This is a genomic window from Bacteroides zhangwenhongii, from assembly GCF_009193325.2.
Classification (GTDB): Bacteria; Bacteroidota; Bacteroidia; order Bacteroidales; family Bacteroidaceae; genus Bacteroides; species Bacteroides zhangwenhongii.
In genome coordinates, this window is the sequence record NZ_CP059856.1 from 3,370,644 (window position 1) to 3,387,477 (window position 16,834).

At 39.1% G+C, this 16,834-nt stretch carries 10 protein-coding genes and 1 pseudogene; 9 read left to right on the forward strand and 2 right to left on the reverse strand.

The features are described from left to right. Positions 1-5: 5 nt before the first annotated feature. Positions 6-743: pseudogene (locus GD630_RS13690) on the forward strand (family 43 glycosylhydrolase); the annotation flags it as partial. 303 nt (positions 744-1,046) lie between these two features. Here the strand turns inward: GD630_RS13690 and GD630_RS13695 are convergent. Beyond that, positions 1,047-1,754, reverse strand: a complete 708-nt coding sequence (locus tag GD630_RS13695; RefSeq protein WP_143868178.1) for a ComF family protein — start codon at positions 1,752-1,754, stop codon at positions 1,047-1,049. A 36-nt stretch (positions 1,755-1,790) separates the two neighbouring features. Next, a complete protein-coding gene (locus GD630_RS13700; RefSeq protein ID WP_007761985.1) occupies positions 1,791-2,594 on the reverse strand; it encodes an inositol monophosphatase family protein in 804 nt (267 codons plus the stop codon). Positions 2,595-3,329: 735 nt separating this feature from the next. Here GD630_RS13700 and GD630_RS13705 point away from each other — a divergent pair. The 8 genes from GD630_RS13705 to GD630_RS13740 all read left to right on the forward strand — a co-directional run bounded on the left by GD630_RS13705 (position 3,330) and on the right by GD630_RS13740 (position 16,812). Next, positions 3,330-4,871, forward strand: coding sequence for a hypothetical protein (locus GD630_RS13705; protein WP_143868179.1), 1,542 nt, complete (start codon positions 3,330-3,332; stop codon positions 4,869-4,871). A gap of 229 nt (positions 4,872-5,100) precedes the next feature. Then, a complete protein-coding gene (rbsK, locus tag GD630_RS13710; RefSeq protein ID WP_143868180.1) occupies positions 5,101-6,024 on the forward strand; it encodes a ribokinase in 924 nt (307 codons plus the stop codon). A gap of 42 nt (positions 6,025-6,066) precedes the next feature. Further along, the gene (rbsK, locus tag GD630_RS13715) at positions 6,067-7,002 is read left to right on the forward strand and encodes a ribokinase (protein ID WP_143868181.1); all 936 of its coding nucleotides are present in this window, start codon (positions 6,067-6,069) and stop codon (positions 7,000-7,002) included. A 12-nt stretch (positions 7,003-7,014) separates the two neighbouring features. Next, positions 7,015-8,190: a DUF1566 domain-containing protein gene (locus GD630_RS13720; protein ID WP_143868183.1), complete on the forward strand. Its 1,176-nt coding sequence runs from the start codon at positions 7,015-7,017 to the stop codon at positions 8,188-8,190. Positions 8,191-8,215: 25 nt separating this feature from the next. Then, a complete protein-coding gene (locus GD630_RS13725) occupies positions 8,216-11,161 on the forward strand; it encodes a SusC/RagA family TonB-linked outer membrane protein (RefSeq protein WP_143868184.1) in 2,946 nt (981 codons plus the stop codon). Positions 11,162-11,170: 9 nt separating this feature from the next. Next, positions 11,171-12,589 carry a RagB/SusD family nutrient uptake outer membrane protein gene (locus GD630_RS13730; RefSeq protein WP_238482917.1) on the forward strand — a complete coding sequence of 473 codons (1,419 nt, stop codon included), beginning with the start codon at positions 11,171-11,173 and terminating at the stop codon, positions 12,587-12,589. 17 nt (positions 12,590-12,606) lie between these two features. After that, on the forward strand, positions 12,607-14,229 hold the full coding sequence (locus GD630_RS13735; RefSeq protein WP_143868187.1) for a DUF4832 domain-containing protein: 1,623 nt from the start codon (positions 12,607-12,609) through the stop codon (positions 14,227-14,229). A 12-nt stretch (positions 14,230-14,241) separates the two neighbouring features. Next, a complete protein-coding gene (locus GD630_RS13740) occupies positions 14,242-16,812 on the forward strand; it encodes a nucleoside hydrolase (protein WP_143868188.1) in 2,571 nt (856 codons plus the stop codon). Positions 16,813-16,834: the final 22 nt, after the last annotated feature.

Below are 16,834 nucleotides of genomic sequence, written 5' to 3' on the forward strand. Positions count from 1 at the left end.
AAATTATGAAAAGTAACTATATTCTTATCACACTGATAAGTATTTGCATCATATCCAATACTATACAGGCACAGAACAAGAAAAGCTTCAAACCCGGAACTGTGTGGACCGATAACAATGGAAGTCCTATTAATGCACACGGTGGTGGCATTATATATGTAGATGGCATCTATTATTGGTATGGTGAGCACAAACTTCCCAATAAATCTGAGAAAGAAAAAGCAGATGGTGGTGTACATTGTTATTCGTCCACTGATTTGTATCATTGGGAAGACAAAGGAGTAGTATTATCCGTCGACTACAAGAATGAAAAAAGTGATATTGCTGACGGCTGTATTCTCGAGCGCCCTAAAGTAATATACAACGAGGCAACTTCTAAATATATGATGTATTTCAAACTCTATCCCAAAGGACAGGATTATAAATACGGTTATCTCGGAGTCGCTACGGCAATTTCTCCTACAGGCCCTTTTACATACAGTCACAAGTTCTTAGGAGCAGATTCTCCATACGGTTCAGGAGATTTTTGTATCTACAAAGATGATGATGACAAAGTATATCATTTCACAGTACGTAAGCCTGATAAAGCTTTTGTGGCAGGTGAATTAAATAAGGAATATACTTACCCACAGGGAAAGTACAAGGTAGTCACGGGAATCACCAACGAAACAGAAGCACCTGCCATCTTCAAACATAAAGGTACCTACTATTTGCTGGGATCAGGCTCCAGCGGTTGGAAGCCCAATGCCGCGCGCCTATTCACATCAAAATCAATAACGGGTGACTATACGAAAAAATCAAATCCCTGTCATGGCGTCAATTCATATAATGGACTTGGTCCTGAAAAAACTTTTGGGGGACAATCATCTTTCATTATTCCTGTACAAGGAAAGAAAGATTCCTATATTGCCATGTTTGATATATGGAAACCGGAAATGCCAATTGAAGGACTTTATATATGGCTACCCATTAAGTTTCATAATAAAGACATAAGTATCGAGTGGAAAGACAGGTGGAATTTAAGTATTTTTCCCGATCAGGAGTAATCAATCCGCCATCGCCAAGGTCAACACACTAATCCGTATTCCTTCGACCTCCGCCAGCTGTGAAGCACACGCGATAGTCGTGGCCCCTGTAGTCAATACATCGTCCACAATCAAAATATGCTTTCCGGTCAGAGAATCCGCATGATTCAGTTCAAAAATTCCATCTACATTCTCCCAACGTTCGAATACGGATTTGCGTGTCTGTGTCTCCGTATTCTTTCGGCGAACCACCGATTCTACACATACGGCAATACCCGTCACGGCCGCAATACCCCGTGCTATACATTCGCTTTGATTATAGCCACGAATCTGTTGCTTCTTTTTATGCAACGGTATGGGAATTATCACGTCAACTCCTTCGAAGAAACCCGAGTCCAATAGCTCGGCAGCCATATATCTTCCCATGATTATTCCAACCTCTTTCTTTCCCCCATACTTCAACTGATGAAGAATCTGTCGGAAATCGCTCCCTTTTCGGTAGAAGAAAAAAGAAGTGGCTCGTTCTAGAGGAATTTGTCCCCAGAAAAGTCGCTCTACCGGATTATCCTTCCGGAGATGATAGTTCGTACGCGGGAGATTGATATTGCACATGGTACAAAGACATTCTTCACCTTTTGCCAGCGGTCTGCCGCAAACTACGCAACAATGGGGAAACAATAAAGATAAGAATGAATTGAGCCAGTCTTTTATAAAAAATGTGTGTTTCATAATAGTAGCAAGGATTTAATAAGCAGGCCGTTTCTCCTACATATCTAACGGAGGGACCTCCGCCAATAGTTTCTGAAATAGAGGATGAAGGTATCCGTTCGTTGCAATGATATGATGTCCTTCTATAAAGTGGTCCTCACCATAGAAATTAGTAACTTTTCCTCCTGCTTCCTGCACAATCAAAGCTGCCGCCGAATAATCCCACTTTCCAATAAAAGCTTCCGCCCAAGCATCAAAACGCCCCATAGCCACATAACAAATGGCTGCGGCGGCCGAACCATTCATTCGAATACCACCTACTACCCCATAAAGCCGATCTATCAAATGGAGAGCCGTTTGTTTATATTGCAGATGGTTATAAGGCAACTCGGTAATGACGAACGCATCTTTTACATCCCGAATATCCGATACATGGATTTCCTTACCATTCATAAAGGCCTTTCCACCTTTCCACGCATAAAAACATTCATCCCGACAAACTTCATAAACGACCCCCAATAAAAGCTCGGTACGATTGCGCAAAGCGATACATACACAATAAGGAGCCTCATCATGGATATAATTCGTAGTGCCGTCCAACGGGTCAATCACCCAAAAATAAGGTTCATCCTGATAAGTGACCGACCCTTCTTCCGTTATAAATCCAGCTTCGGGTAATAAAGCGGAAAGAGCTTTCACTACACGTACTTCCGACTCCTTATCTACATAAGAGACATAATCATGCGCATGTTTCTCTTCAACACGTTCACGACGGAAATTCTTACGCTCTTCTTTCAAAAAATGTCCAGCTTCAGTTGCAATACGGCACACATCTGCTGTAAGTTGCTTTAAATCTAACATTCCAATATCTATATTAAAAGTGCCTCGAAGGTATAGCTTTTCTCACGAAAAACCATTGAAAGGAATTGCTATTTTCATAAGAGTAGCAAACTTTAAACATTCATAGTAAGAAAACAAAAATCCCGGCATAGCTAGAACGTTTTTTTATTTTCATCTCTCATATCTCTCATAAATTACAGTTAACACATACACTATCAATAGAATAGCAAATGAGAAATGCTCCTACCAGCCTGTATCTCTCATACTTTTCCCATCATCTCTCATACTTTCCTCAATATATCTCTCATAGCAATTTGCATTTAAAAAAACAACCAACCGTATTTTACAGACCAAACTACTACGTTTTATGCACAGAGTACCTATTAACTATCTGTTTATTAACTATAAACATCACATTTTCAATAAGCCATCACAACCGTTCCACTATAGTGAACAGATCCGTCTACTCTAGTGCACAGTACTGTTCACTGAAGTACACAAAACCGTTCACTAGAGTGGAACGATTATCATGCCGGTTAAATCATCTGTAAACAAAAGCAAGATATGACAATTACATAAGTAATTTGACACAACAATAGCAAAGATTCGAGACAAAAACTCCGGTCTCTTATCCCTTGATATCTAAATGAATCCAGTCTGACATCATTCAAACCAGATCTTTTAAATATCTCTAAGATTTGCTTTTTCCACAGAAATTCCCGAATATTGCACTCTAATATTAATCGAAAAGGATTCATGAAAAGAGTCGATTCTGTTATTTCCCTGATATACTCACTCTCGAAATCAGAAAAAAAGCACTTTTCCTCGCAAGTCGTCAAGGACAAAGAAGAAAAAGACTATCTAGTGATTTATGATATCATCACGAAAAGCAAACAGCCTAATGGAAATACTGTTAAAGAAGAGTTCTATCAACGGAGACCTAACGGTTCTTTTGAAGTATCCATCCAATATCTATATGAAAAACTGGTAGACACGCTACTCACGCTAAGAAAGAGAAAAGACATCTATTATGACCTATTGAACGATCTGTGCAAAGCTCGTATGCTTTATGAACGTTCCTTATTTGAAGAATGCTTTGAGATCTTATCCAATACAATAGAACAAGCGCAATTTTACGAAAACAATGAAATTTTGACGATTGCACTGAAACTGGAACTGGAATATCTGTTACGGCTGAATTTTCCCAACATGACAGAGCAAGAACTTTTTCATAAACATTTTATTCAAAATGAATCTTTAAAAAAAATTCGAAAAATAACAGAACAATCCTCTCTCCATAATTTACTAAAATATCGTCTATCCCATATCGGAGCCATACGAACTTCAAAACAAAAACAGGATATGAACGATCTAATGGTCAATGAACTTTATATAGCCGCTTCTTCAGATGCAGAAGGAAACTTTGAATTGACACGCAACCACAAACTTTTTCAGGCCAACTACTTGATGGGGGCAGGAGATTATAAAGCTGCCCTAAATTCATACAAAGAGCTTAATTTGTTATTTGAACAAAATCAACAGTTCTGGTCGAATCCACCCATTTACTATTTATCTGTGCTTGAAGGAGTACTCGGAAGTCTACGTACAGTAGGTAACTACGATGAAATGCCATACTTTCTAGAAAAACTAAAAAGACTGATAGCTGAAGATTCGTCACTTGAGTTTAAAGTAAATGCCATCTGCCTGCTCTTTCAATACGAATTATTCCCCCACTTAGATAAAGGAGAGTTTTTTAATTGTACCAAGCTCATTGACTGTTATCAAGAATCACTATATAACAAAGAAGCATGGCTAAGCCCTATACGTAAAAGTGAACTATTGCTTTATACAACCCTTGTACATATCGGTAATCAAAACTATAAAACAGCTAAGAAATATATAAGTAACGCTATCATTGACCACAATATCAAGTACCTCCCATTGATGAGAACCATTCGCTTGGTTCGCCTCATTGCCTATTACGAAACACAAGAGTACGACCTGATTCGGTATGAGTCACGTTCCATCATTCGAGGTCTCTCTTCACCGAAAGAACATACATTTAAAACAGAACGAATAATCCTATGGTTTCTGAATAAAAGAAATCTCCCCATCCTACATAAAGACCGGGAAACCTTTTGGAAAAAACTATCTTCGGAAATACAAGAATTGTACAATGATAAATATGAAAACCAACTTCTTCGCATTTTTGACTTCACAGCATGGATGGAATCGAAAATCCGGAAAGAAAAGCTATCCGAAGTATTGGAAAGACGCACAAATGCTAAAAAAGGCTAAGAGAAATAGCCATCCGGAACTCTTACTACAATAAAAAGAGACTTTTTTTAAACCCACATTTTTCCTTTGTAATTATATAAATGAATAGTATATAATGACATTATCATTCCTTATTATTAAAGGTTCTTTTATCTTATTATATCATTTTGAGATTATATAAATTAAATATTAATGTCAATAATCAAACATTACTATTTTCTACATTTGTATCATCATAATTTAAAATACTATGGAAATTACATCTATTCATAAACCCAGAATTGTAGTCATTGGAAGTTGCAATACAGACATGGTAGTAAAAGCCAACAGACTACCAGTACCCGGCGAGACCATATTAGGAGGAACTTTCTATATGAACCCAGGAGGTAAAGGAGCCAATCAAGCTATTGCAGCATCTCGATTAGGAGCTGAGGTAACCTTTATTTCTAAAATTGGATACGACCTATTCGGATTACAAGCACTAGAAATATATAAGTCAGAAAGGATTAATACTGATTTCATTTTCACCGATCAAAAAAATCCGTCAGGAGTAGCCCTTATCTCTGTAGATTCTTTCGGGGAGAACAGTATTATTGTTGCACCTGGCGCAAGCCGCTCTCTTTCAATAGAAGATATCAATAAAGCCGAAGAAAAAATCAAGAAAGCTGATATTATCTTAATGCAGCTTGAAGTTCCGATAGAAACGGTAGAATATGCAGCTAGTATGGCCAATAAATATGGAAAAAAAGTGATACTCAATCCTGCACCTGCCTCTACGCTAAACAATTCTTTTTTAAATAACGTACATACTATACTTCCTAACCGGATTGAAGCAGAAATGCTGTCAGGCATTAAGGTGATGGACATTGATAGTGCCCACCGTGCAGCAGAAGCTATTGGAGAGAAAGGTATAGAGAATGTTGTCATCACATTAGGAAAAGATGGAGCATACGTGAAAGAAAAAGACCAATACACCATAATCCCTGCAAAAGAAGTAGAGACAATCGACACGACTGGTGCCGGAGACGTATTTTGTGGGGCATTCAGTGTTTATTTGTCCGAAGGACATTCATTGGCAGAGTCTGTCACATTTGCCAATGCAGCAGCCGCTCTTGCCGTTACCCGTATTGGTGCACAAAGTGCTATTCCATACAAAAGAGAAATAGTTCTATAAAATTAAAGAGAAACCTAGGTTAATCACATAAATCCGATTCACATGAAAATAGTAGTTATTGGAAGCTCAAACATCGACATGGTTGCACAAGTCAATCATCTTCCGGCTCCCGGCGAAACAGTCGGAGATGCCAATTTCATACAGTCTCTCGGTGGCAAAGGAGCAAACCAAGCCGTAGCGGCAGCCAGGCTCGGAGGTTCAGTCACATTTGTCACTTCTTTAGGGAATGACATGTATGCAGATATTCTAAAAAAACACTTTAAGAAAGAAGGTATCACTACTGATTATATCATTGATGATATCAATCACCCCACAGGAACTGCACTCATTTTTGTGGCCAACAGTGGTGAAAACTGTATTGCAGTAGCTCCCGGAGCTAACTATTCTTTATTACCCGGCTCCATCTCACGCTTTTCTGAAGTAATTGATGTAGCAGACATTATTATCATGCAAGCTGAGATTCCCTATGAAACAAACAAGAAAATAGCTTTGCTAGCAAAACAAAAAGGTAAAAAAGTACTGTTTAATCCTGCACCTGCTTGTCTGCTCGATGAGGAGCTGATGAAAGCGATTGACATTTTGGTTGTCAACGAGGTAGAAGCCGCATTTATTTCCGGCATTGACTACACAGGAAATAATCATGAAAAAATCGCTCAAGCATTAATAGAGGCAGGTGCACAAAATGTTGTTATTACATTAGGAAGTCAAGGAGTATACATGAAAAATAATCAGAAGACAGTTTATCTCCCTGGCTACAAAGTGAATGCAATTGACACAATTGCTGCCGGTGATACATTCTGTGGAGCACTAGCTGTCAGCTGTGCTCAAAGAGAAATAGATCAAGAAGCGCTCGGTTTTGCAAATGCAGCGGCAGCAATCGCAGTAACACGCTCCGGTGCCCAACCTTCTATTCCGACTCTCGACGAAGTGAAATGCTTCATACTTGAAAAAGAATCAGTCTTATCATTCAACTCTTAAATTTGATGAATTATGAAAACTTCTCTAAAAAAACTATTCATTCCACTATTATCGGGATTGATAGCATGTAATTTCTACAGTTGTGATAGTGATAATGAACATACCGCTATCCCCATAGCCCCTATCCTAAAGGAAATTAAGTTTCCATCTGAAAATGACATTACTCCCGGACAAGTTGCACAAATCAATGGACTCGGGTTTGCTAAAGAAGATGTACTCTATTTAAATGACGAAACAAACAAAAAAGAAAAAGTAGAAGTGACAGAAGTCACAGACAGCTATCTCAAGTTTATAGTTCCATTAGAAGCCGGAGGTAATTACAGCGTAATAATTGAACGAGCTGGGAAACAAACAATTTTAAATGGAACTTTTAAAGTACCCTTTGTAGTACCAATCATCGATGTAGTACTTCCCTCGAATAATATACCGGCAAAAGGGAAAGTTGAAATTCGAGGAAAAGGATTTGAGGATGGAGACATCGCTACATTATATGCCTCTTTTTATCCGGAAGGTGTTGAATATAACATTCCGTTAGCCTTAAATGATGAAGGAGCAGAATTTATACTGCCTGAAGGATTGTATGGCGTCAATTCTATCATGATAATCAGAGGAGAGCGAAAAAGTAACATCGGAACAATCACCATTGAAACAAACGTAGGAGATAAGTTAGGCGGCGGTGTCGTATTTTGGGTAGATGCCGCAAAAGCACACGGATATATCGTAAATATGAGCAATGTAGGTACACCTACAGAGAAGTTCGGGCCGGAAGTGGATCCTTCAGATGCAGCAGGTACAAGCCAAAGTATAGGAAGTGGATATGCAAACACTCAGAACATTGTCAAAAAGTTCAATACGTTACAAAGTGCAAACAATTGGCCCGAATGGCAGGGAGTCAAGATAGCAGCCCAACTTTGTCTGGATAACAGAGTGAACGACGGAGATTTTGCATATACGGATTGGTTTCTTCCTTCTAGAGAAGAACTTATAGAAGTATTCAAAGTAAAAAGTATGCTAGCTGAAAAGGGGGTCAATATTCCGGCTAATAATTATTGGACTTCAAGCGAAGCTGATGGAAATACAGGCTGGGCTGCCTATTATGTAAATTTCTACGAAGAGACCAATATAATTTCTGAGCTATGCTCTAAAAGCGGATGGACAATTGGCGTTCTTCCTATCCGCGCCTATTAAATAATAACTCAATAAAATAAACGTTATGAAAAAACACATTATATTATTTATAGTCGTTTTCTTTGCAAGCATATTGCATGCACAAGTAATCAGCATTAAAGGGACTATTACTGATACCAATAATGAAACACTACCTGGTGTATCCATAACTATAAAAGGGACACAAACAGGAACAGTAAGTGATATAAATGGAAACTATACCATCAAAGTACAAAAAGGTAATATTCTGGAATTCTCATTTGTCGGTATGGTGAAACAATCCGTCACAATAGGGAAACAAAATGTCATCAATATACAAATGGCGGCAGACGCCATCAATCTGGATGAAGTGGTAGCTATCGGATATGGTATTGCCAAGAAAAGTGATTTGACAGGAGCTGTCGCTTCTATTAAGTCAGAGCACCTTACTAATTCCAAAGTAGGAACAGTAACCACCGCCCTACAAGGACTCGCTGCCGGTGTACAGGTCACAACCGGTTCTGTTAAGCCTGGCGGCGATGCTTCAGTTGTCATCCGAGGAGTCGGTTCACTTCGCGCAGGTAGTGAACCATTATATATCGTTGATGGCATTCCTGTTCAGGGAGGTTTACAAGATCTATCTTCTGGTGATATTGAGTCTATTGAAATTTTAAAAGATGCTTCGTCAGCTTCTATCTATGGCTCAAGAGGTTCTAATGGTGTAGTACTCGTCACTACCAAAAAAGGGACAAGCGGTAAAGCTAAAATCTCTTTAAACGCATCTTTTGGAACACAAAAAATGCTCAATAAACAAGACCTGATGAATGCCCAGCAATATTATGAATTGGTCTCCATTGCACAGCCGAATTATAAATGGACATCAGAAGAATTACGCTTATTAAGTCGTGGAGAATCTACTGACTGGCAAGATGCAGTTACCCAAAATGGGCAATACCAAAACTATAATTTTTCTATTTCAGGTGGAAAGAACGATATGCAACATTTTCTGGGTGTAGACTGGTATGACCAGAAAGGTACTATAAAGAACTCATCTTTTAACAAATTGACTGTACGGTATAATATGGATGCCAAACTAAACAAATGGCTACGGTATGGTGTGCGTTTCAACGTCATTGAGTCTAAACTCATGAATATCAACGAAGAGGCCGATTCCGGCTATGGAACTATGTTCAGTGCTATTAGTTCGCAACCTACAGCTCCTATCTACACAGAGGATGGAGAATATTTCGACGGATTTCTTAATACGAGAGCAAATCCGGTAGCAATTGTAGACTTACTTGACAAAGCAACACTTAAATCCAGATTTGTCGGTTCGGCTTATATTGAGATAGAACCTATAAAAAATCTAAAGTTACGTTCTGATAATGGTGGAGAACTCGTATTCTTTAAAGTGAACACATACGAAGACGAACGCATGGGACAACACTACACTGCTGGTGGTCATGCTAATGTTATGTCAAATAAAAAGAGATATTGGCAAACTGAAAATACAGCAACTTATTCATTTGATATTAATAAAATACATCAATTCTCAGCAATGGCAGGTTTTTCTGCATCACGAACAGATTATGAAGAAGTTACTGCAGACTCTAAGAAACTTTCATCTATCCTCAAATATTATAATTTGCAAGGAGCTGAAGAACACGGACCAAACTCTTCATATGCGGTTCCTTCTTCTTTAGTTTCTTTTTACGGGCGGTTCAACTATAATTTCAATAATCGTTATTTAGCAACATTAACAATGCGAGGAGATGGCTCTTCACGTTTTGCACCTGGCCATAGATGGGGATTTTTCCCGTCACTTGCTTTGGCATGGAGAGCTTCAGAGGAAAGTTTTATTAAAGAAAATGCACCCGCCATCAGTAATCTTAAACTAAGGCTTAGCGCAGGTAAACTTGGCAATCAAAATATCGGAGACTTTGCCTATTCTTCCATCATAGCTTTAGGGGGAGCTTCCGCTAATTATGTATTAGGAAATAATTTGGTAAGTGGTTCTGTACAAACATCCATATCCAACCCTGAATTAACTTGGGAAAAAGCTAACCAAATAGATTTAGGTATTGATTTCGGACTTTTCAACAATAGAATTGCGGGTACCATTGAAACTTACTATAAACGTACAACAGATCTTCTATGGCAAGTTCCCCTTCCATTGGAATCCGGTTTTGGAAGCTCTTTAACCAACATTGGCAAAATTGACAATAAAGGTATTGAGTTTACATTAAACACCGTTAATATCAGTACTAAAGATTTCTTATGGACTACTTCTTTTATGATTTCTTATAATGACAATAAAATAAAAGAGCTTTATGACGGAAAACAAGATGTGAACAAATCATTATTCGTCGACCGTCCCATCAGCCAATATTACCTCCTGAAATCCGAAGGCATCTGGCAAATAAATGAAGCTGCTGAAGCTGCCAAATATAATGCCCAACCAGGTGACCGTAAAATTAGAGACGAAAAAAAAGATTATGTTATTAATGGAGAAGACCGCGTATTCTGCGGAGTATCGACTCCCAAATATTACGGAAGCTTCACTAATACTTTCTCTTACAAAGGATTTGACCTCACAGCATTTTTCACCTTTGCCGGTGGACATAAAATCAACAATACATTGAACCGTTACCTCAACTCATTTAATGTTTGGGGCAATATGAGTGAAAACTACTACAAATACTATTGGAGACAGGACAAACCTAATAATAAATATCCTGCTCCCCGTGTAGGTAGCGCATATGCTAACGGCGACGGCACCGATGCTAATCTTCAGAAAGGAGATTATCTCCGGTTGCGTAATCTTGAATTGGGTTATAATCTTCCCAAAAAGATCATCAAGAGTATCAAAGCCTCAAACCTCAGAGTTTATTTCTCTGTACAGAATCTATTTACTGCAACCGAGTTTACTGGATTTGATGTAGAATCAAGCGATAACACAAATCCATACCCCAACGCACGCAGTTTTATCGGTGGAATTTCTCTAAACTTTTAAAACAATACGATGATGAAAAAATACATTTCCATATTAATATTCAGCTGCTTTACACTATGCAGCTGCGAGAACTTTCTGGATTTAGCTCCTCAAAGTGTTCTAACCCCCGACAATGCATATACCAAACCTGATGATTGGCAACAAACATTATATGCCGCTTATGGTTCTCTTCAAGAGGTATTCGTCGGCAAATATACCATTACTCTTGGTGAATTTGGAACGGATGAAGTGATTCCATTCGACATGGGATGGGCAGCTTATTCACAATTGCATTATTATACCTTCTCCGCTTCTCATGAGTTCTTAGACAATCATTACAGACTATGTTATGAAGGAATCAAACGCTGTAACGCCGTTATTGATATGCCATCAGATGCAGTAAGTTCCGACCTTTATACTTCTATGATTATGCAAGCACGTTTTTTAAGAGCTATCTACTATTTTGATTTAGTAAAGATGTATGGTGGAGTACCTCTATGGACTAAATCTTCCATCGACAGAAGCGAAATTATGAAACCTCGCGCATCAGTAGATGAAGTATATACTCTTATTACTCAAGACATGGAAGCAGCTCTCGGTCTGCCGTCTACTTGGCCAGATGCCAAAGATAAAGGCCGTGCTACGTCTTATGCAGCACAAGCATTGTTAGCACGCATCTATCTACAATGGGGCAAACCTACCGAAGCTTTAAAATACTGTCGTATGCTAGAAGGTAAATTCCAGTTATATGATAATCTCAAAGACATTTTTAACCCAGCCAATAAAAATCAAGAATATGAGAATATTTTTGAGATTCAATTCAAGCATTCCGGTTCTTGGGGATTGGAAGGAAGTATACAACACTCCTACTGGGGCCCTCGTAATGTAGGTGGACCTACAAACTTTGGAGGATGGGGCGGATTCGGACCGACTCAATATTTATATGATTCTTATGACAATGCAGATAAACGTAAAAAAGCTTTTTTTATTACAGAATATGCAGGTGTAACACAAGATCCACCTTCTTGCGGTAAATTTTGGGATCCGGAAACAGGCAATGTAATCGAAGACGACAACCTGAATTTTATTCTCATTCGTTATGCGGATGTACTTCTAATGAAGGCAGAAGCATTAAACGAGATTAACGACACTAGTAACGAAAAATATGAAGCATTGAAAGCTGTTCGTTCCAGAGCCGGACTTACCTCTATTACTGCAGCCGATAACTTAAGTAAAGAACAGTTTGCCGATGTTTTATTAGAAGAAAGACTTCATGAATTTTGTTGTGAACATATGCGTCGTTGGGATTTAATTCGATTCGGCAAACTTGCAGAATACATGAAAAACCACGCTGGAGTCACTATCCAACCTTATCATGTATTGTATCCAATTCCACAAGCTGCTATTGATGCAAACGATGCAATTACCGAAAACAACGAAGGATATTAACATAAATCATTAATTATATGAAAACATTTATCTTTATCGCAGGACTCATAATTAGTGTTTTCCTGTACTCATGCAAAGAAGAAGATCATGGCATACTTCCTCCTATTGAAGGAGGAGGCACTATAGAAGTTAAGGACGGTAGGGTTACGGTAAATCCAGCGGAATGTTTATATGCTCTGCGTAACCCCATGAAAGGGCTTCGAGAATTTTTCGGTCCGGGATATGATAAAGTAAGAGACGAATATCCTTACCCTTACGGTTCTATTATCAAAGAGTATATGCAATGGAATATGCTCGAAGATAATGCGAATGATGGGATTGATAAGATAATAGCCTATAGTAACCATAGATGGAAAGGAGTGGAAGACATTAACGTCAAGGTGATCCCGCGTATTTACATTGTATGGATGGAACCTTGGCACGGTGGATATGCCAAGAACACTTATACAAATAATCCGGATGACCTCAATGGATGGCATTGGCCCAGCGACATTCCGGGAGAAACCTATGATGAGGATGATCTCAATGCCCCTATAATAGGGGGATATTGCCATCCGACTTTTCAGGAAAGAGTAAAGAAACTTGTAGAAAAGGCTGGACTGGCATGGGACAACGATCCACGTGTAGCTTATGTAGAAATGGGAATTATCGGTGAATTCGGAGAGCATCATGATCCGGATATCACTACCGTATGGGCCCCCCACGATCAACCCAACCATGTAGAGAATCGTACTTGGTTACCAGGAATCGAAAAAGTATTAGGAGATGCCTTTACATCTGCTTTCAAGAATAAAAAAGTAATGGTTCGCTATGCTTATGAATTCAAGGACTACGAGTTTGGTATCTATTGGGACTCATGGGCTATTGATGAAGAAAAGGTACGAGGATACGAAGAAATGAAGAAACTAGGTGACCGTTGGAAGACCCAACCGATAGGAGGAGAAATTACCTGGAACTGGGGAAGTCTCTATAAATTCGATTCTTTCGAAGAAGTAGTGGCCGATGAAAAGACCCGGGATTTAGTTGTCCAACAAATCCGTGATCTACATTGTAATCATTTGGGCGGCATCACATGGGCAGATTTTAATGATCCGACTTTTGAACCTAACGCAGAATTATTACAAAAAACGATGGGATATCGGTTTGTTCTGTCAAACTTCAGCTATCCAACAAATATCAAACAAAATGAACCGTTCAAAATCTCATTTGATGTAGTCAACACCGGCTCTTCACCATTTTACTATGACTGGCCTGTCGAAATAGCATTACTGAATGCCCAGACTCAAGAAGTAGTATGGAGTAAAACACTGCAAACCCCCAAGACCTCACAATGGATGCCGGGAGACAATTGGGATAACTCTCAGAAAGTATATACCCAGCCAGCCGCCATTAACCATATTGAGGAAGAACTGACTTTAGATAAGAAAATAGATACAGGTGACTATATCATTTCTATTGCAGTGTTAGACCCTGCCGGTATGCTGCCTTCATTAAGGTTTGCCATTCAGAACTATTTCGAAGGCGGGCGTCATCCGATGGGACATGTTGGAATTAACACCGAGCCTATATACTTCGAGATTCCTGTCAGCAATTTCAGTGATATGAGACAAGATAAAACTTTAAAATACAAACTTCAATAATAGATCATTCTAATGAAATCAATCATCAGAAACATATCGTTCTTATTGTTATTCGGAAGTATTACTGCTTGTGGCGAAAAAAACGTGACCGTTTCCTATCAAGAGTATCCAAATGCATTCAGAAATCCAATGAAAGGATTCAGAGAATTCTTTGCTCCCGGCATTGACCGTGTGAGAGAAGAATACCCTTATCCTTATGGTTCTATGACCAAAGAATACATGCAATGGAATATGATAGAAGATGATCCCAACGATGGAGTGGATAAAATCATCGCTTACAGCAACCATCGCTGGAAAGGAGTAGAAGATATCAATGTCAAAGTAATCCCCCGAGTCTTTCTTGTGTGGCTAGAACCTTGGCATGGTGGAAAGCCTAAAAATCCAAATAATCCTGATGATTTAGTCGGGTGGCACTGGCCTAAAGGGATAACACAAGAGAAAAGTCCATACAAACAAAGGCCGAACTCAGTAGCAGCCTACGTGGAAGAGAAAGACAAAAATACCCCCATCATTGGGGGATACTTTGACCCTTCATTTCCCGAACGTGTGGAGAAGCTAGTCGAAAAACTCGGGCAAGCATGGGACAATGATCCAAGAGTAGCTTATGTAGAGATGGGAATCATTGGTGAATGGGGTGAACATCATGACCCGGACTTGTCCACTTACTGGGCACCTCATGACGAACCTGACCATGTAGTAAACCGCACCTGGATTCCAGGCATGGAGAAAATCCTGGGTGACGCCTTCGCCAAAGCTTTTAAAAACAAGAAAGTAATGGTACGCTATGCCTATGAGTTTAAAGACTACGAATTTGGAATTTACTGGGATTCCTGGTCGCAACCGCAGGAAGTCGTCAGAGGATATGAAGAAATGAAAAAGCTGGGTGATCGTTGGAAAACCCAACCAATAGGAGGCGAAATAACCTGGAATTGGGGGGACTTGGCACGCTTCAAGTCTTTTGAAGAGGTGGTAGCCGATAAAGATACCAGAGAATATGTAATGGAGCAGATTCGCAATTTACATTGTAACCATTTAGGCGGCATTACCTGGGCTGATTTCAACGATCCTAACTTCCAAAAGAACGCAGAGATATTGCAAAAGGCAATGGGATATCGGTTTGTCATAAACGAGTTTACATATCCGAAAGAAATAAAAGAACAAGAGAGTCTTTCAATATCTTTCAGTGTTGTAAATACCGGCTCATCTCCATTCTATTATAATTGGCCTGTAGAAATAGCTCTGTTAGATCCGGTGAACCATCAAAAAGTCTGGGGAAAGGTATTGGAAGATGTGAATATATCCGAATGGATGCCTGGAGATAACTGGTCAGTAAATGAAAATAAATATCAGACCGCACCCGAGATCTATCACGTCCAGGAGAATATTCCTATAGACGCATCAATAGCTAAAGGAAAATATATCCTGGCACTAACAGTGCTCGACCCCGCCGGAATGCAACCGTCACTCCGGTTTGCAAATGAAAATTATTTCGAAGGTGGATATCATCCGATGGGATATATCGGTATCAATGAACCTATTGATGACACTCGATTGGATCCAAATTCATTCTTTGACATCCAAAGCGATAAATCTTTAAAATATCAAATTAAACAACTCTACACAGGGCCTAAAGATACAAAAGTTCCTATACCTGTTATATTTGATACAGATGTGGGTAATGATATTGATGATGTGCTAGCCATGCAAATGCTATTCAATTATGAAAAAGCCGGAGAAATTGATTTGCTGGGTATTACTATCAGCAAGTCAAATCCTTATTCTATTGAATACATCGACGGATACTGCCGTCTCAACGGCAAAGGCAACATACCGTTAGGTTATGCTTACAACGGAGCCACTCCCGAAGATGGCGGTTATCTTCGTCAAACATTAGACACCATCATTGAAGGCAATAAAATACTGCATCCGCAAAGAAATATCAAAAGTAACTTGCCTGAAGGATATAAACTATTACGTAAGTTGCTCGCTTCACAGCAAGATAGCTCGGTTATATTCATAGCCGTAGGGCCTGAAACCAATTTGGCACGCTTACTAAAATCTGAAGCTGACGAGTATAGTGAATTAGACGGAAAATCTTTAGTAGCCCAAAAAGTAAAAATGCTCTCTGTCATGGGAGGACTTTATGGAAATGAGTTCGATTTCCCGGAATGGAATCTGATACAAGATTTGGATGCTGCCCAAACAGTATTTAAGGAATGGCCGACTACAGTAGTAGCCAGTGGATGGGAATTGGGAAACAAACTGCTCTATCCGCATCAAAGCATATTGAACGACTTTCCGGAAAGTTATAAGCATCCACTTTGTGTCTCCTACAAGATTTATGATAAAATGCCTTATAACAGGCAAACTTGGGATCTCACATCTGTATTGTATGCCATTGAACCGATGGCTAATCATTTCGGACTTTCTCCGCAAGGAACAATTACTCTTGATAGCATCGGGCACAGCCTCTTTACTCCTTCCGAAAATGGAAAACACAGATATCTGACTATTCAAGGTGAAAAGAATATTCAAACTACACTAGGGGCAATTGTCCGTCAAGTCACTGGAAAAGATAAGTAAATATATAACCTGAAAAAAGAAT